The sequence below is a fragment of the Maribacter sp. PR1 genome (assembly GCF_028464145.1).
Taxonomy (GTDB): Bacteria; Bacteroidota; Bacteroidia; order Flavobacteriales; family Flavobacteriaceae; genus Maribacter.
This window is the reverse complement of sequence record NZ_JAQPCG010000014.1, coordinates 18,685-36,372: the sequence shown is the minus strand read 5'-3', so window position 1 is coordinate 36,372 and position 17,688 is coordinate 18,685. Positions and strand designations below refer to the sequence as shown.

Genomic DNA, 17,688 nt, shown 5'->3' with positions numbered 1-17,688 from the left:
CCTTCAATAATTTGGTTCTACCTTTTGTTTAAAAATTATAATTGGAATTCTAAAGGGGTTGATTATAGAAAGAACCTTTTACAACCCTCAAATAAATTGAAATATCTTACTAGTTTGAATGAGATTGATATACATGCCTCGTTAAAAAAATATTTTGGTTTTTCTCAGTTTAAAGGACTTCAAGAAGGCGTAGTAGAGAATATTTTACGAGGAGATAATACATTTGTTATCATGCCAACAGGCGGCGGCAAGTCCCTCTGTTACCAACTTCCGGCATTAATGCAAGAAGGAACGGCAATCGTGGTGTCGCCATTAATTGCCTTAATGAAAAATCAGGTGGATGCCATACGAGGGGTATCTGCAGAAATGGGAATCGCCCATGTTTTGAATTCGTCCCTAAACAAGACCGAAGTTAAACAGGTTAAACAAGATATAGTTGACGGAATTACAAAATTACTTTATGTAGCCCCCGAATCACTTACTAAGGAAGAAAATGTGGAATTTCTGCGTTCCGTTAAAGTTTCTTTTGTCGCCGTGGACGAGGCCCATTGTATTTCTGAATGGGGACATGATTTTAGGCCGGAATATAGAAATCTTAAATCTATAGTTGCGCGATTAGGGGATGATATCCCCATCATAGGTCTTACCGCTACGGCAACTCCAAAGGTTCAAGAAGATATCATTAAGAACCTTGGAATTGGAGATGCGACCGTTTTCAAGGCGTCTTTTAATCGACCCAACTTATTCTATGAGGTCCGTACAAAAACGGAAAACGTAGAAGCTGACATTATCCGTTTTGTTAAACAAAATGAAGGAAAATCAGGTATCATATACTGTTTGAGTCGCAAAAAGGTGGAGGAATTAGCGCAGGTGCTTCAGGTGAATGGGATAAGTGCCGTTCCTTACCATGCTGGGTTCGATGCCAAGACAAGATCCAAATATCAAGATATGTTCTTAATGGAAGATGTTGACGTAGTAGTAGCGACCATAGCTTTTGGGATGGGCATAGACAAACCCGACGTTCGTTATGTAATACATCATGATATTCCTAAAAGTATCGAAAGTTATTATCAAGAAACCGGTAGGGCGGGAAGAGATGGGGGAGAAGGACACTGTTTGGCCTTTTACTCTTATAAGGATATAGAAAAACTAGAAAAGTTTATGTCCGGTAAGCCTGTGGCAGAGCAGGAAATCGGGAACGCCCTTTTGCAAGAGGTGGTTGCCTATGCTGAAACTTCCATGTCAAGAAGGAAATTTATGCTTCATTATTTTGGAGAGGAATTCGATGATGTGAAAGGTGAAGGTGCGGATATGGACGACAATACCCGAAATCCAAAAGAAAAAGTCGAAGCAAAGGATGATGCGGTAAAACTTTTGAGGGTAATTCAGGGGACAAGTGAAAAGTTTAAATCCAAGGAAATCGTAAACGCCTTGAGAGGTAAGAACAATGCCTTAATAAGTTCGCATAAAACCAATGAAAAGAACTTTTTTGGTATCGGTTCAGATAAGGATAAAGGACACTGGATGGCCTTAATAAGACAGATGCTCGTCGCCGGGTATTTGAAAAAGGATATTGAGCAATATGGCATTTTGAGATTAACCGATAATGGGAAAGAATTTTTGGTAAACCCACATTCTTTTATGATGACGAAGGACCACGTTTATAATGCCGAAAATGATAATGCAATTGTTGGTGCTGCCAAATCTGGAGGAGTAGCAGATGAAAAGCTATTAAAGCAACTTAAAGATTTAAGAAAGTCCCAAGCCAATAAATTGGGTGTACCCCCCTTTGTAGTGTTTCAAGACCCTTCCTTGGAGGATATGGCCTTAAAGTACCCAATAAGTTTGGAAGAGTTATTAAATGTTCATGGTGTAGGTGAAGGCAAAGCCAAAAAATATGGAAGGCCTTTTGTTACATTTATTAATTCTTATGTGGAAGATAACGAAATTATTCGTCCGGATGATCTTGTAGTGAAAAGCACAGGTGCGAATTCGGGTCTGAAACTCTACATAATTCAAAACGTCGATAGGAAATTACCTTTAGATGATATTGCTTCAGCAAAGGGTTTGGAAATCCCCGAGTTAATTAAGGAAATGGAGCAAATCGTTTACAGTGGAACCCGATTAAATATAGACTATTGGATTGATGAGGTTCTAGATGAGGACCAGCAAGAGGAAATTCATGAATACTTTTTAGAGGCCGAAAGTGACGACCTGGAAGAGGCGATGAAAGAGTTTGATGGCGAATACGAAGATGAGGAATTAAGGCTATATCGATTAAAGTTTATAAGTGAAGTAGCCAATTAGTGAGCTATGGATATAGATTTTCTTATCAATTCCAATATAATTTCATCGTATCAAAAATGGTCGCTGCACCTACTGGAATTGTAAATAGTTGAGCTATAAAATTGACAGCGGTCAAAAATTTATTTTTGTTATATCCATAGGTCTCTCTCATGCAAACTAGGCCATGTATACTAATACTAAGAATATACGTTTTATGTCTTTTACTAGAGCTATAAGCACTTGACTAAAATATCCATGACTTTGGGAAATTCTATTGCTATAATAAACATTGAAAGCCACTTTCTTCCTGGATTGATTCGCAGTATTTAAAGTTTCATGGGTAAATATTTGGCCTAGGGGCGTCAGAACTACACTATCTCTATACTTTAAGGTTTTTAGAAAATATCAATTAGTTATTCCTGTAACCTTAATTTTATTTGAAAACAACTTCTTAGGGTAAAAAGTAGAAAAGGGAAACTTCTAAATTGGTTTTGTTGAACGCTCTCCTACCGATTAGGAATAGTTATTATTTATAATATATGAGTTTTAATCGATTTATTTAATAATGTTTAACATTATAAAGAAATAATTAAACAATAATTAAGAGATTAAACTCCAATTACCTCATACCTTTATCCAAATCTAAAAAAAAAGAACTATGAAAATTTTGAAAATTACAACACTAAGCACTTTTTTATTATGCTTGACTACTGTTTTTGCGCAATCTGAAAACATTGTTGGCGTAGCAGCTGGCAATGACAATTTTACTACGCTGGTTACCGCTGTAAAATCTGCCGATTTAGTAGGGACGTTAAGTAGTGAAGGACCCTTTACAGTTTTTGCTCCTGTTAATGCAGCATTTGATGCTTTACCCGACGGAACAGTGGCAAACCTTTTAAAGCCAGCTAATAAAGCAACATTAACTGGAATTTTGACGTATCATGTTGTTGCAGGTAAGTATATGGCTGGAGATGTTATAAAGGCCATAAAAGGAAATAACGGAATGTTTAACGTAAAAACAGTGCAAGGGGGAACAATTACATTGTCTTTATCAGGTGATAAAGTTATGCTAAAAGATGCCAAAGGAAATATGGCGGAAGTAGTTATTGCAGATGTTGCTGCCTCGAACGGGGTAATACATGCAATTAATGCCGTTGTAATGCCAAATTAAATTCTATTAAACTTAAAAAACCCGGTGCAGTATAACTGCACCGGGTTTTTTTATAACCCTCTATTATTTAGCGCGATGGTACCGAAGCTCCGTTACCATCTATTTTTCCCCGTCTCAATTGCCGCTGTATTTTTTTTATGGCAGATTCTATGGACTTTTCAGGTTCTATAATGTTATATTCTCCCCAGAAGTCGGGATCCGCAAAACCAATTGCTTCGTCACTCAAAATTATATCAGATTTTATTTGGTCTCTGTATCTAGGAATATCCTTGCTTACATTTTCTTCCCAGTCGGTTATCGCCATCTCACAGCTCATACTGTATACTGAATTAAAAAGTCTTTTGTCCCAATCAATTTTGAACTCCAAAAGAACATTGCTATAGCCATAATACCATTTACCATCTCTTTCTCGGTAATCAACTCTATATGCAACTTCGGTAGGCCAAACCTCTGCGTTTCTAGGTTTTTTTCTAACAAACATTTGTGCGGCTAAATTCTTGTTAGTAATATTAAGAGAATAGATTGCACTTGTCAAAATTTTATTTTCTGCATCTATATATAGCTTTCCAGAATATAAAGGATCAATGATTTCTGGTTTCTGATCAAACTGTACTACATAAATCAGTTTGTCATCAACCCTTGTAGAGTTAACAAAGGAAAATTCATAAGCATCAAAATAATCATCCGCAAAAATGTATTCTGGATATTTTACCATGTCAACAAACAATGCATTAAATGGTCCACCTTGCAATTTAAGGGCTACAGTATCCAATTTACTATAATCCGTACTTTTCCTAGCCTTGAAAAGTTTTAAGGCATCCTTTCTATTACTCGAATAAGGGGCTTTGTAGATATTGACAACTGCTTCGGAAAGGCTCACATTTTTTTTTCTTTTTTTAATGGTCTCTCTATAAAATGCAGTCATTACCGTTGGGCTATTAATATAATTTTCACCTCTTTTCTTAAGCGTTTCCCTGACCAAGGATTTCGCATCCTTTGGAATACTTAAACTAACTTCAGAGAGTTTAGTAACCAATTCCGTCATTCCAATTTCGTTGTCCTCTGCTTCAAATTGCACTATTGGAATACGCAAGGTCTTGTACCCCAGAAATGAAACTACGATGTGGCTACGTGTGCTGGATTCAGGAATTTTAAGGGAAAATTCCCCTTCCGTGTTAGTTATGGTACTCACATTTGTACCTTCTAAGGTCAATGTGGCAAAAATTAAAGGTTTTTTCGTGTCAGTATCATATACTTCACCTGAGTATTCCTTAAAACTATCCTCTTGCGAGAATATGTTAAGACCGAAAATCAAAGCTAAAGAAAGAAACCAAAACTTTAAAGTCCCTTTGCTTTCTGTTTTTTTATTAAATATTTTCTTTTTCATGACGATTTAAATTAGCTAAAATTACTATCTAAGTTAATGATTTTTAATTAGATATGTGGTTTATTTAAGTTAAAAAAGAATGGAAAATAGTGAAGGCAATAGCATTGAATACATTTGATTGAAACTTATCTATCATGTGTTTTTGAAGAGGAACTGACCAAACTGTTGATTTCCCTTAACTCCTCAGTTGTTAAATCTCTCCATTTTCCAACAGGTAAATCCAAATTTATGTTCATAATCCGAATCCGCTTTAATTTTTTTACCCTATAATCTAGGTATTCGCACATGCGTCTAATTTGCCTGTTCAAACCTTGGGTAAGTATAATCCTGAATTGGTAGGTGCTTACTTGGACAACTTCACATTTTCGGGTAACGGTATCAAGGATAGGTACGCCGTTTCTCATCTTTTTCAAAAAGTGTGCGGAAATTGGTTTATCCACAGTAACCAAATATTCTTTTTCGTGGTTATTCCTCGCACGCAATATTTTGTTGACGATATCCCCGTCATTAGTCAAAAAGATAAGGCCTTCACTCGGTTTGTCCAACCTACCAATAGGGAATATTCGCTTGGGATAATTTATAAAGTCAATGATATTATCCTTTTCCACTCCTGTGTCCGTTGTACAAACGATACCAATTGGCTTATTAAATGCTAAATAAACGGGTTTCTCCGAGGTCTCGGATATGTTTTCGCCATCTACTTGAACCAAATCCCCTGCTGTGATCTTTGTTCCCATTTCGGGTACCTTTCCGTTGATGGTTACACGCCCCTGTTCGATAAGTTTATCTGCTGCCCTGCGAGAGCAGTACCCAGCTTCGCTTAGGTATTTGTTGATTCTCGTTTGTTTTGGTTCCCCGGACATTTATTTTTTTCTTTCCAATTCCAATCTATATATTTCTCGACCCAACTCGGCTAAAAAGGGTATTCCAATTTCTTCATACTCATAGGCATCGTCATTAAAAATACCATCTTTGTTTACTAGGATAGTCGCAGTTAATAAAAAGTCAATCCCATTCTTTGTATCTTTTATGTAGGCACAATCTGTCAGTGTTCCATAGGCAAAACCAACCTTATTATATATTTCAATATGTGAGGGTATGGGCTCTTTACTGTCACCAAAAATGAAAAATTTACAATAACTATCATAATACTCCTTGGAGTCGTACCCTGCTTTTCTAGGCAGTATTTTCATTGCTTCAAGTAAAAAATCCCGTTGTTGGCTAGAAAGATTAAAGCGTTGGTTTTTGTCAAACTTGGACGGGAAAATCACCCTTTTCAAAACGGCATGCTGGGAACTGATCGGATAATAGTTTTTTAATTCGAAACTAAACGGGTCTTTAATGAATTCCCCATCCTCATAATACCCTTTTCCTTTTTTGATTTTATTTAAATCCAGATGTTTTGGTGCGGTATTAAGACTGGGCATTGAGATTCCTGTAGTACTATCATTTAGATAGATTATCAGAGGTTTTGTTTCCAAATCTTCAGAATGATATCCTAGTCGGTGTGCAATACGAATCGGTTCAATACCTTTTTCTTTCAACGAGCTATTAATGGCGTCCTGACCCAAAAGTTCAACCAATCGATTATTGGCAAGATTGTCGCTAACGGCAAAAATTTGAGAAATGTCTTGGGTAAACGTGCTTTCAATGGTGTCACCCTCAATATAATATTTACTGTTTCTATCCAATGTATCCGTTTCGTTCAATCGCTCCAAGCTTAGAACGGCAATAGGAAATTTGACGGTACTGGCTGGATAGAAATAAGTATTATCATCTACCTGAAAATCAAAATCGCTAAAAAAAATGCTATCATTCTTTCTGTTTATCCTTGTATATCGGATTTGCACTTCATACTGGTCCAGACTATCCATAACCCTTTTTATTTTAGGGTTCTCTGAGGATAGTGCACGTTCCAATACATTGTCGTTCAAAGGAGTGTTTGTACATGAACTTAAAAATACCCATACAATGAAGTAGGCGATGACTATAAACGAATTTTTATTGACCTTCATATACTTCTCCTCTATGTGGTTTTAGTGTATCCCTCACCGAAATCATATCTTTCTCTTCAACTACCAGGTAAGCTATACTGTGCATGTCGCTAAGTTCATTAAAACCAACCTTTATGACATCCATCTTTTCAATAGAAATAAATTCATCAAGATGTTTAACATGATGCTCCGCGGTCTTTTGGGCAGTAGGACCTCTAAAATCCCAAATTAATTTTATTTTTCTGTTCAAAATAAATTTTTCATGATATCAAATTTAGGGTTTGAAGCTTATTTTACCATGAATAGTTGTCAAGATTTATCCAATGAAATTAATCGCAAAATAGATATCTACTAAAACAATTACCTGGAAACTGTCTAATTTCTGTTAATGAAAACCAATAGCGTTTGGCTGGGATTTTGTATTTACTATTTTTGCTTGATGGTTTTTTCTCAAATAATTCGACGTAAAATAATGCTCTTGTTAATGGTGGTGGGAGTTGTTTGTACAATCCTTTCTTGTGATACTTACTTTAATAAGAAGGTGGAGAGGGAGCCGTTGGCAAGGGTAGGACAAACATTTTTATATAAGGATGATATAGCCCCTTTAATTAAGGAGGGTATGTCCAAAGTAGATAGCGTTTCATTTGTCACCAATTATATAAACAATTGGGCGTCCAAACAATTGCTGCTTTCCAAATCTAAAATTAATTTACCGGAAGAAAAACTATCCGAATTTGATGCCTTAGTGGATGCATATAGAACGGACCTGTATACTAGGGCCTATCAGGAAGCTTTGGTTTCCAGGGGAACGGATACCTTAATTTCGGACGATCAATTAGTGGCGTTTTATGAAGAACAGCAAGAAAATTTTAAATTAAAGGAAAGAATTGTTCGGATTCGTTTTGTACAACTACCCTTGAATTTTCTTAATCAGGACGAGGTAGAAAAAAGATTAAAAAGTTTTGAGGATGAAGATTTGGTCTATCTGGACTCTATTGGAGTACAGTTTAAGAAACTCAATTTCAATGATTCAATTTGGGTCAGTTCCACAAGGATTTTTGAAGAAATTCCACCGATAACCTTTGATAATCAGGATAGATACTTAAAAAATTCACAATTTTTTGAATTACAGGATTCAATCGGGGTATATTTGGGAAAAATTGAGGAAGTTAAGGATGTGAATGAAATTGCACCACTTTCTTATATTGAGCCTACCATTAAACAGGTTTTATTAAGTCGCAGAAAAATTAACTACCTGCGTAAACTAGAAACTGAAATCATAGATGAAGCAATTAGAGAAAAAGAATTTGAGGTTTACAACAATGAAGAATAAGATAACATTTACCTTTTTGGCAAGTTTGCTTTGTGGAACATTGATTGCCCAAGATCCCGTTCAGGAAAATACGAAGGATTCTTCCGAGAATATAGCCGAGGCCAATACTCCGATGAAAAAGGATTCTACAAACAATTTTAAAAAAATAAAGTTAGATGGAATTGCAGCTGTCGTAGGAGATTATGTGATACTGGATTCTGATATAGAAAAAACCTTGATTGATTTAAAAAGTCAAGGGGCTTCGACAGAGGATGTTACCCATTGCAGTTTGTTGGGTAAATTAATGGAGGATCGGTTATATGCGCATCAAGCTGTCCAGGACAGTATTTTAGTTTCAGATGATGAGGTAAATGCTACCGGTGACAGACAATTACAATCCTTGGTACAACAAATTGGATCGATGGACAAGGTGTTGAAATATTACAAAAAACAGGACGAGCAGAGCTTTAGGGAAGAGCTTTATAAAATTAATAAACTGAGAATGCTTTCGGAAAAAATGCAACAGGATATTATTTCCGAGATTGAAATAACACCTGAAGAGGTACGCCAGTTTTACAATAAGATACCAGAGGATGAACGGCCGGTCTTTGGTGCTGAATTGGAGATTGCCCAAATTGTAAAGTCTCCGGAACCATCAGAGCAAGAAAAACAAAAGGTAATCGATAAACTAAATGAGATTAAAGCGGACGTGGAGGATAACGATGCCAGTTTTAGTGTTAAGGCTATTCTATACTCCCAAGATCCAGGTTCAAAATCAAAGGGTGGGTTCTATAGTATTACAAAGGATACCGGATTTGATAAAACGTTCAAGGATGTTGCCTTCAGTTTAAGGGAAGGTGAAGTTTCAGAGCCATTCGAGACTATATTTGGTTATCATATTATTTACATTGAAAAAATAAGGGGTCAGGAATTGGACCTGAGGCATATTTTGGTTCAGCCAGAAATATCTCAAGATGCGCTGGATGAGGCGAAAGCTGAATTGGACAGCATAAGAAAAAAAGTTATTGATGGTGAATTTACCTTTGCGGAGGCTGCCCTTAATTTTTCCGATGAAAAGGAAACCAAATTTGATGGTGGACTTTTAAGGAACCCACAAGATTTCAGTTCTCGTTTTGAATTGACAAAAATGGATCCTGCGCTTTACAATCAGGTACGAGATTTAAAGGACGACCAAATTTCATATCCAATATTGGAAGAGGACCCTAGGGGAGGCCCACCTAAGTATAAAATACTCAAGGTTACTAATCGCTATGATGAACATGTGGCCGATTTTGCAAAAGACTATACAAAGATTCAACAACTTGCCCTTACCGAAAAGCAATATAATGCTATCAAAGAGTGGATGGACGACCATATAGAAGACACCTACATAAGCGTAAGCGATGACAATAGGGATTGTAGTTTTGCTAACAATTGGGTAAAGAAGTAAGTATGTCAGATGTTGCTGCTGTAAAACTATTGGTCGAAAAACATAACGCCCTAAAAAAGGAAATAGCGAAAGTAATTGTTGGTCAAGAAGATGTAATTGATCAAATATTACTCTCCATCTATTCTGGAGGGCACTCTTTACTAATAGGTGTTCCTGGCTTGGCAAAAACCTTAATGGTCAATACCATAGCCCAAGCGTTAGGATTGGATTTTAAACGTATACAGTTCACCCCGGATTTAATGCCTAGCGATATCCTTGGAAGCGAAGTTTTAGACCAAAACAGGAATTTTAAATTTATTAAGGGGCCCATTTTTGCCAATATTATTTTGGCTGATGAGATCAATAGAACACCACCGAAAACACAGGCGGCTTTATTGGAGGCCATGCAGGAAAGAGCGGTTACTATTGCTGGCCACCCGTATAAACTGGATTTACCCTATTTTGTATTGGCTACTCAAAATCCAATTGAACAAGAAGGAACCTATCCTTTGCCCGAGGCCCAATTAGACCGTTTTATGTTTGCCATTGAGTTAAGGTACCCTAGTATAGAAGAAGAGATTTTGGTGGTAAAGAATACTACTTCAACAGCAAAACACTTGGTAGAGCCACAGTTTAATGCACAACAAATTTTAGAGGTTCAGGAGTTGGTTCGGCGTATTCCCGTTCCGGATAATGTTGTTGAATATGCGGTTAAATTGGTCAATAGTACGAGGCCAAACCTTGAATCGGCTTCGGATTATGTTAAACAGTATGTTGATTGGGGTGCCGGACCTAGGGCTTCTCAAAATCTAATTCTTGCCGCTAAGGCCAATGCAGCGATTAATGGAAAATTCTCTCCAGATATAGAAGATGTACATAAAGTTGCGAACGGTATACTTAAACATAGAATTATTAAAAATTACAAGGCTGAGGCGGAAGGTATAACCGAAGAAGTAATCATCAAAAAACTATTATAGTTTTAATTATACCTTGCATTGGATTAAAGTTTGGTTTAGGCCATGCTCCCACTATTCTGAAAACCCGTAAATTTAAATTCGATGATCGTTAAAAAAGGACCTATTCCTTTCATTTAAATTTTAATTGCGCCTTAGATTTTCTTAATTTTACGGAATTGCTTTAACATAAATAGATAAATATGGCATTTGATATTGATATGATTAAAGGGGTGTACGCCAATATGGCGGAACGAGTGGACAAAGCTCGGGAAATAGTGGGAAAACCACTGACCCTTTCGGAGAAGATTTTATACTCTCATCTTTGGGATGGTAATCCGACCAAAGCCTTTGTTAGAGGTAAGGATTATGTTGATTTTGCTCCAGATCGTATTGCTTGTCAGGATGCAACCGCTCAAATGGCCTTACTTCAGTTTATGCAGGCCGGAAAACCAAAAGTTGCGGTACCTACCACAGTTCACTGTGATCATTTGATACAGGCTAAAAGTGGTGCTGCTGCGGATTTAAAATCCGCTAATTCAAGTAGTGCTGAGGTTTTTGATTTCTTGGAATCTGTTTCCAATAAATACGGAATCGGATTTTGGAAACCAGGAGCAGGTATAATTCACCAAGTTGTATTGGAAAATTATGCTTTCCCAGGAGGTATGATGATTGGTACAGATTCTCACACCGTAAATGCCGGTGGTTTGGGCATGGTTGCCATAGGTGTCGGTGGTGCAGATGCTGTAGATGTGATGGCCGGAATGGCTTGGGAACTAAAGTTTCCTAAATTGATAGGAGTAAGACTGACCGGTGAAATTTCGGGTTGGACTGCGCCAAAAGACGTAATCCTAAAAGTTGCTGAAATACTCACGGTAAAAGGTGGAACCGGTGCCATTGTAGAATATTTTGGACCTGGGGCCAGAGCGCTATCTTGTACAGGAAAAGGTACCATTTGTAATATGGGAGCTGAAATAGGGGCAACTACATCTACATTTGGCTACGATGAGTCTATGGAGCGGTATTTAAGAGCTACCGATAGGGCCGATGTTGCTGATGCGGCAAACGAAGTCAAAGAATATCTTACTGCGGATGAAGATGTTTATGCGAATCCTGAAAATTATTTTGATCAGGTTATTGATATAGACCTATCTAAACTCGGTCCTTTATTGAACGGCCCATTTACACCGGATTTATCAACGGCCGTAGGTAAGGATATGACAAAAAAGGCAACTGAAAACGATTGGCCAATTCAAGTTGAATGGGGGCTAATAGGATCTTGTACGAATTCTTCCTATGAAGACTTGTCCAGAGCTTCTTCAATTGCACAACAGGCCTTGGATAAGGGACTTAAAATTAAAGCTGATCTAGGGATTAACCCTGGTTCTGAGCAGGTTCGATATACTGCGGAACGAGATGGAATCCTTGGAATTTTCGAGAAATTGGATGCTAAAATTTTTACCAACGCATGCGGACCTTGTATTGGGCAATGGGCGCGTTACAAAGACCCTAAAAATGCACCAAAAAATAGTATCGTGCATTCCTTTAATAGGAACTTTGCAAAACGTGCGGACGGTAATCCAAATACACATGCCTTTGTTGCATCCCCAGAAATTACTGCGGCCATTGCAATTTCGGGTAGGTTAGATTTCAACCCAATTACGGATACCCTAATAAACGAGGAAGGTCAAGAAGTTAGATTTGAAGAACCAACAGGGTGGGAATTGCCTCCTAAAGGCTTCGAAGTCGAAGATGCTGGGTATTTGGCGCCGAGGGAAGATGGTTCAAGTGTTGAGGTTGTGGTTAGCGAGGAATCTGAAAGGTTACAATTGTTAGATCCTTTTGAGCCTATACAAAATGAAGAGCTACAAGGCGTTAAGTTGTTGATAAAAGCATTTGGGAAGTGTACGACGGACCATATTTCCATGGCCGGACCTTGGTTGCGCTTTAGAGGTCACTTGGACAATATTGCAAATAATACGCTTATTGGAGCAGTAAATGCCTTTAATAAGAAAACCAACTTGGTCAAGAATCAATTGACCGGTGAGTACGAAGGCGTTCCTGATGCTCAAAGGGCTTATAAGGCCAAAGGAATTAAATCCATTGTTGTAGGTGACCATAACTATGGCGAAGGTTCGTCCAGAGAGCATGCTGCGATGCAGCCAAGGCATTTAGGAGTTGCTGCTGTGTTGGTAAAATCTTTTGCCCGTATACATGAAACAAACTTGAAAAAACAAGGAATGTTGGGCTTGACTTTTGCGAATGAAAGCGATTACGATTTAATTCAAGAGGATGATACCTTCAACTTTGTTGATATTGCGGAGTTTGCACCAGATAAGCCACTAACAATTGAAATTGTACATGCAGATGGCTCTAAGGATGTGATTAAAGCGAACCATACTTATAATGCAGCACAGATAAACTGGTTTAGGGAAGGTTCTGCTCTAAATGTCATTAAAAAGCAGAATGCCTCATAATATATTTTAAAATAAATAAGGAAAACTCCCGATCATGTTCGGGAGTTTTTTAGTTTTGGTCATACCAAATTTTGAAATGAAGAAACAAACCGTTTACACCCTTTTAATCATTGCTTTGGTCCTGTCTTTTTTTATAACGCCTCTAGGGGACTATAGTAAGATTCTTTTGAATAGATGGTTGGCCACGGCACCTACGATTATAAGTCCCGCGAAAAGAGGTAAAATTGCGAACTATGATTGGAAGCTGAAGGATGATAAGTGGAAAATCTTCAATTTTGAAGAAGCAAAGGGAAAAGTAGTCTTCATATCTTTTTGGACTTCATGGCATTTACCTTCCCAAGCTCAGCTCAAGGATATTCAGAAATTGTACGACAAATACAAAGGTAGAATCGAGTTTTTTGTTATTACCAATGAGGAAAGGGCACCTGTAGAGCTATTTATGGAAAAACAAGGATACACTTTTCCCGTTACCTATCAAATCATTGGTGAAACCGGCCCAATAAGTATTTTAATGCCACCAGGTTCCTATATTTTGGATAAAGAGGGAAATATAGTAGTTCATCAAAATGCCGTTGCAGATTGGGATAATGACAAAATTGATAGATTACTTGATCAATTAATAGAAGAATAGTACTTTTTATCCCTTTTTAAAATATTTAAAGGGTACAAATAACATTCCAAAGCATTCCCCATCATTTTTGCCCAAATGTTTGTGGTGTATTTTATGGGCTCTTCTTACCCCTTTGGCATACCAATTATTCGCATTTCTAAAAAATTTAAATCTTTGGTGAATAAAAATGTCATGGACAAAAAAGTATGCAATTCCGTACGCCAGAATACCAAAACCCAGTGGCCACCCATACCAAAAACCATTCGCCCCCGAATAGAACAAGGACATACTCACAATTGCATAAAAAATAAAAAAAGCGTCATTTCTTTCAAACCAAGAATCGTGGTCTTTATGATGGTGGTCTCTATGAAGCGACCATAAAAAACCATGCATAATATATTTATGGGTAAACCATGCCATAAATTCCATAAACAAAAAAGTGCCTACAAAAATAAGTATCCAAATTAAAGTGTTCATTTATACTAAATTCATTTTATATTTTACATATGACCTTGCTAAAAGGCCAAACTTCTCATAATTGGGTACACGAATCCGTGTTGTTTTTATTTCAAGGGATGGGGTATCCTGAAGCTTCTTAAGCAATCTTGAATAATATCTATAAGCTGTATACACCCCAAACTTCGCTTCTATCGGAAGTTTTACGATTCCATGATAACCTAACTGGAAATCCCTTTTTATTTCATCTACAATTTCTTTTTTGGAAGCTTCGTCTAAAGCTGCCAAATCTGCGTTCGGGAAATAAGAACGATTAAGCTCCTCAAAATCGGCCTTTACATCCCTTAAAAAGTTAACTTTTTGAAAAGCTGAACCTAGAGCCATTGCTGGTTCTTTAAGATTTTCATATGTCTTATCACATCCATTTACAAAAACTTTTAGGCACATCAATCCTACGACATCAGCGGATCCATAAATATATTCTTTATACTCTTCATCCGTTTTATATACATTTTTGGTTAAATCCATTCTCATACTTTTCATAAAAGCATCTACTAAATGCATAGGAATATTGTATTTATGAAATGTATGTTGGAAGGAATTTAAAATTGGGTTTAGGCTTATTTTATTTTGTAACGCATCGGACAGTTCTTCTTCAAATTTTTCGAAAAGGGTCTTTTTGTCGTAGTCGTGAAAGGTATCAACAATTTCATCTGCAAACCTTACAAAACCATATATATTATAGATATCGCCCCTAATTGAGCTATGAAGCATTTTAGTTGCCAAGGCAAACGATGTACTGTAATTTTCGGTAACTATTTTACTACACTGATAGGATACCTTGTCAAAAGTTAATTTCATAGCTAAAAGTTAGTTATTTTTTATTAGAAGTTCTGAAACCAATTTTCCCGAAATTAATGACGGAGGTACGCCAGGTCCCGGTACGGTAAGCTGTCCCGTAAAAAAAAGGTTTTCAACCTTTCCACTTTTTAATTTAGGTCTTAAAAAGGCGGTTTGCGAAAGGGTGTTGGCCATGCCGTAGGCATTACCCTTATAGGAATTATATCTTTCTACAAAATCGTTGACACAAAAGGTTTTTCTAAAAAGTATATGCTTCCTAATTTTCTGATGGGTTCTTTTTTCAAACCTATCCATTATTAAATCGAAGTATTGTTCTCTAAGTTCCTTTGTGTCCTCTAAACCAGGTGCAATGGGAACGAGAAAAAATCCAGTTTCACAATCTTTAGGCGCCATGCTTTCATCGCTAATAGAAGGGAAATTTGCATAGAACAAAGGACTGGTTGGCCATTTTGGCGTATCATAAATTTCTTCGGCATGTTGCTCAAAATCGGTGTCAAAAAATAAATTATGGTGCTCTACATTGTCTAACTTCTTATTAAATCCAATGTAAAATAGTAATGACGATGGGGCAAAAGTCTTTCTGCTCCAATAGGCCGGACTATATTGTCTAAATTCTTCGTCCAATAAACTTTCAGAATGATGGTAATCCGCACCACTTACCACTACATCGGAATAAATGGTTTCGCCATTGCATAAAATGCCCTTGCTTTGTTTTTCCTGTACCAGTATTTTTTCTACTGTGCTATTTGTATGAATTCGTACACCTAATTCTTCGGCCAAGTTCCCCATAGCTTTAATAATTTCATACATACCTCCTTGTGGATGCCATGTACCCAACCCAAAGTCCGCAAAATTCATAAAACTATAAAAAGAAGGCGTATCACTTGGTTTGGCACCAAGAAAGAGTACGGGAAACTCTAGTGTGGCAATGAGTTTAGGGTTCTTAAACCTTTTTCTTACCTCGGAGCTTATAGTTTTGAAAAACTGATTCACTTTAAGAATTGTTTCCTTGGTAACCAATTCAAGCGGGGAAATACCTGGTCTTAGAACGATTTTATTTATGGCGATATCATAGTTTTCTTGTGCAAGGGCAATAAATCTTCTCAATTTTTGGGAGCTACCTGGCTCTATTCGTTCAAACTCTTCACAAATTTTATCCATGGAGTCGCCGATAGTTATGATATCATCGGAAAAGAAAATTTTATAGGCTGGACTGAGCTTATCCAGTTTGTAATAGTCAGAAGTTTTTTTCCCAAAGTCATTAAAAAACTTTTCGAAAATATCGGGCATCCAATACCAGCTTGGTCCCATATCGAAGGTAAAACCATTTTTAACGAATTGGGCTGCCCTTCCTCCAATGGCTTCATTTTTTTCATAAATGGAAACATTATGACCAGCTTTTGCCAAATAACAAGCCGCTGAAAGCGAGGAGAATCCTGAACCTATAATGACTATATTTTTTTTCATACTACTACTACAAATTGAAAACAACCTCCTCTATAGAAGTAAATGTTTTAACAAAATTTGGCAGCTTTGAAGCATCCAGATGTTGAATTTGCCTGCCCAAAATCCATAGGTTGGGATTTGGATAATCTTCTAGAAATTTTTCAAACTCTTGTATATATGCTTCTATCTCTGTTTTATCCGGTTTTACCGTGAAGTAAGATAGAAAATAAACATTGTCAAAGTACTTAATTAAATCCACTAAGTTTTCAATCGGAATGGTTTGACCTAGATAGACTACCTTATATCCTTTTAACAAAATCTCATAATTAAGATACAATAGACCGATATCATGAATTTCATTTTCTGGTAAAAAGGAGACAAATACCCTATCTTTTTTTGTCGGTGAAATGTGTTGAATCCTTTCCGTATTCACCAGTATCTTTTGTTTAATTAGGCTGGTTATGAAATGCTCATGGGCAGGACTAATGGTGTCGGTTTGCCAGAGCAACCCAATTTCATTCAACAATGGAATAAATACTTCTTTAAACACTTCACGAAAAGTTCTTGTTTGTAATAATTTATCGTAAGTATCAAAGAAAATGGTTTGATCAAAATTCATCATCGCCAACTTAAAGGCATTGATATTTTGAGGTTTACTAGTTTTTTTGGTAACTATTTCCTTTACGGCCTTAGGGATATCTGCATCTGGAATTTTGGCAATTTTAGATATTTTATATCCATTGTGATAAAGAAGCGTAATATTTAGAAGCTTTTGTAAACTTGACAGACTGTAAGTCCTAATATTGGTATCCGTGCGCTCCGGAGACAATAAATCGTATCTTTTTTCCCAAATCCTAATGGTATGTGCCTTAATTCCTGAAAGGTTTTCCAGGTCTCGTATGCTAAAAATCTTTTTTACGTTGTTCATAATTTTTATAAGAACGTTAAACAAACTTAATAAATAGCGTTGAAAGTCTGCTAGAAAAGAAGTTAAAATGTACCTAAATAAAAAAGACCGAGTAAATCTTACTCGGTCTTTCTAGTGCCCACGACTAGATTCGAACTAGCACGTCCTTGCGAACACTACCCCCTCAAGGTAGCGTGTCTACCAATTTCACCACGTGGGCTTTGTCTAAAATTAAGTTGGTAAAGATAAAAAGGTCCTAGCGAATTCAAAGCATATTTTACCTTAAACTATTATTAAGCTAATAGCTAATATTTCTATTATGGTTTTTCGTTTACGTTTTTTGTATAACCAATTGTTTTTAAGGAAATACGGAACTATTCGTATAAATCACTCATGAAC

The 17,688-nt window shown here is 36.7% G+C and carries 15 protein-coding genes and 1 tRNA gene; 7 read left to right on the top strand and 9 right to left on the bottom strand.

Annotated features, from left to right (window positions below):
• The first annotated feature begins 96 nt into the window (after positions 1–96).
• On the top strand, positions 97–2,307 hold the full coding sequence (recQ, locus tag PP182_RS20530; RefSeq protein WP_272653123.1) for a DNA helicase RecQ: 2,211 nt from the start codon (positions 97–99) through the stop codon (positions 2,305–2,307).
• Between the two features lie 637 nt (positions 2,308–2,944).
• The gene (locus tag PP182_RS20525; protein ID WP_272653122.1) at positions 2,945–3,457 is read left to right on the top strand and encodes a fasciclin domain-containing protein; all 513 of its coding nucleotides are present in this window, start codon (positions 2,945–2,947) and stop codon (positions 3,455–3,457) included.
• Between the two features lie 67 nt (positions 3,458–3,524).
• On the opposite strand, the gene PP182_RS20520 is transcribed toward PP182_RS20525, so the two are convergent.
• The 4 genes from PP182_RS20520 to PP182_RS20505 form a co-directional block, all read right to left on the bottom strand.
• Complete coding sequence (locus PP182_RS20520) at positions 3,525–4,844, bottom strand: carboxypeptidase-like regulatory domain-containing protein (protein ID WP_272653121.1); 1,320 nt, start codon at positions 4,842–4,844, stop codon at positions 3,525–3,527.
• Between the two features lie 125 nt (positions 4,845–4,969).
• Positions 4,970–5,707 carry a 23S rRNA pseudouridine(2604) synthase RluF gene (gene rluF / locus PP182_RS20515; protein ID WP_272653120.1) on the bottom strand — a complete coding sequence of 246 codons (738 nt, stop codon included), beginning with the start codon at positions 5,705–5,707 and terminating at the stop codon, positions 4,970–4,972.
• Positions 5,708–6,859, bottom strand: a complete 1,152-nt coding sequence (locus PP182_RS20510; protein ID WP_272653119.1) for a serine hydrolase — start codon at positions 6,857–6,859, stop codon at positions 5,708–5,710. It lies immediately after the preceding gene.
• Positions 6,846–7,088: a hypothetical protein gene (locus PP182_RS20505; protein WP_272653118.1), complete on the bottom strand. Its 243-nt coding sequence runs from the start codon at positions 7,086–7,088 to the stop codon at positions 6,846–6,848. The genes PP182_RS20510 and PP182_RS20505 overlap by 14 nt, the downstream gene beginning before the upstream one ends.
• Before the next feature lie 369 nt (positions 7,089–7,457).
• Between PP182_RS20505 and PP182_RS20500 the strand changes: the two genes are divergently transcribed.
• From PP182_RS20500 to PP182_RS20480, 5 genes are all read left to right on the top strand, one after another.
• Positions 7,458–8,171: a peptidyl-prolyl cis-trans isomerase gene (locus PP182_RS20500; protein ID WP_272653117.1), complete on the top strand. Its 714-nt coding sequence runs from the start codon at positions 7,458–7,460 to the stop codon at positions 8,169–8,171.
• Complete coding sequence (locus PP182_RS20495) at positions 8,122–9,600, top strand: peptidylprolyl isomerase (protein ID WP_272653116.1); 1,479 nt, start codon at positions 8,122–8,124, stop codon at positions 9,598–9,600. Before PP182_RS20500 ends, PP182_RS20495 begins: the two co-directional genes overlap by 50 nt.
• A 2-nt stretch (positions 9,601–9,602) precedes the next feature.
• Complete coding sequence (locus PP182_RS20490; RefSeq protein WP_272653115.1) at positions 9,603–10,556, top strand: AAA family ATPase; 954 nt, start codon at positions 9,603–9,605, stop codon at positions 10,554–10,556.
• Between the two features lie 179 nt (positions 10,557–10,735).
• Positions 10,736–13,009: an aconitate hydratase gene (locus PP182_RS20485; RefSeq protein WP_272653114.1), complete on the top strand. Its 2,274-nt coding sequence runs from the start codon at positions 10,736–10,738 to the stop codon at positions 13,007–13,009.
• Between the two features lie 76 nt (positions 13,010–13,085).
• On the top strand, positions 13,086–13,640 hold the full coding sequence (locus PP182_RS20480; RefSeq protein ID WP_272653113.1) for a TlpA family protein disulfide reductase: 555 nt from the start codon (positions 13,086–13,088) through the stop codon (positions 13,638–13,640).
• Between the two features lie 6 nt (positions 13,641–13,646).
• Here PP182_RS20480 and PP182_RS20475 read toward each other — a convergent pair whose 3' ends face one another.
• From PP182_RS20475 to PP182_RS20455, 5 genes are all read right to left on the bottom strand, one after another.
• Positions 13,647–14,096 (bottom strand): sterol desaturase family protein, encoded by a 450-nt coding sequence (locus PP182_RS20475; protein ID WP_272653112.1) that lies wholly within the window; start codon positions 14,094–14,096, stop codon positions 13,647–13,649.
• Positions 14,097–14,936 carry a phytoene/squalene synthase family protein gene (locus tag PP182_RS20470; protein WP_272653111.1) on the bottom strand — a complete coding sequence of 280 codons (840 nt, stop codon included), beginning with the start codon at positions 14,934–14,936 and terminating at the stop codon, positions 14,097–14,099.
• A gap of 9 nt (positions 14,937–14,945) precedes the next feature.
• Entirely contained in the window at positions 14,946–16,403 is a 1,458-nt protein-coding gene (locus PP182_RS20465) for a phytoene desaturase family protein (protein ID WP_272653110.1), read from the bottom strand.
• A gap of 7 nt (positions 16,404–16,410) precedes the next feature.
• On the bottom strand, positions 16,411–17,310 hold the full coding sequence (locus tag PP182_RS20460; RefSeq protein WP_272653109.1) for a MerR family transcriptional regulator: 900 nt from the start codon (positions 17,308–17,310) through the stop codon (positions 16,411–16,413).
• A gap of 115 nt (positions 17,311–17,425) precedes the next feature.
• Positions 17,426–17,509, bottom strand: a tRNA-Leu gene (locus tag PP182_RS20455).
• Positions 17,510–17,688: the final 179 nt, after the last annotated feature.

Bases quoted from the DNA above. Each gene is read 5' to 3' on its own strand.
- PP182_RS20525 (WP_272653122.1), top strand. From the start codon at position 2,945: ATGAAAATTTTGAAAATTACAACACTAAGCACTTTTTTATTATGCTTG.
- PP182_RS20520 (WP_272653121.1), bottom strand. From the start codon at position 4,844: ATGAAAAAGAAAATATTTAATAAAAAAACAGAAAGCAAAGGGACTTTA.
- rluF (WP_272653120.1), bottom strand. From the start codon at position 5,707: ATGTCCGGGGAACCAAAACAAACGAGAATCAACAAATACCTAAGCGAA.
- PP182_RS20510 (WP_272653119.1), bottom strand. From the start codon at position 6,859: ATGAAGGTCAATAAAAATTCGTTTATAGTCATCGCCTACTTCATTGTA.
- PP182_RS20500 (WP_272653117.1), top strand. From the start codon at position 7,458: ATGTCCAAAGTAGATAGCGTTTCATTTGTCACCAATTATATAAACAAT.
- PP182_RS20495 (WP_272653116.1), top strand. From the start codon at position 8,122: ATGAAGCAATTAGAGAAAAAGAATTTGAGGTTTACAACAATGAAGAAT.
- PP182_RS20490 (WP_272653115.1), top strand. From the start codon at position 9,603: ATGTCAGATGTTGCTGCTGTAAAACTATTGGTCGAAAAACATAACGCC.
- PP182_RS20485 (WP_272653114.1), top strand. From the start codon at position 10,736: ATGGCATTTGATATTGATATGATTAAAGGGGTGTACGCCAATATGGCG.
- PP182_RS20480 (WP_272653113.1), top strand. From the start codon at position 13,086: ATGAAGAAACAAACCGTTTACACCCTTTTAATCATTGCTTTGGTCCTG.
- PP182_RS20475 (WP_272653112.1), bottom strand. From the start codon at position 14,096: ATGAACACTTTAATTTGGATACTTATTTTTGTAGGCACTTTTTTGTTT.
- PP182_RS20470 (WP_272653111.1), bottom strand. From the start codon at position 14,936: ATGAAATTAACTTTTGACAAGGTATCCTATCAGTGTAGTAAAATAGTT.
- PP182_RS20465 (WP_272653110.1), bottom strand. From the start codon at position 16,403: ATGAAAAAAAATATAGTCATTATAGGTTCAGGATTCTCCTCGCTTTCA.
- PP182_RS20460 (WP_272653109.1), bottom strand. From the start codon at position 17,310: ATGAACAACGTAAAAAAGATTTTTAGCATACGAGACCTGGAAAACCTT.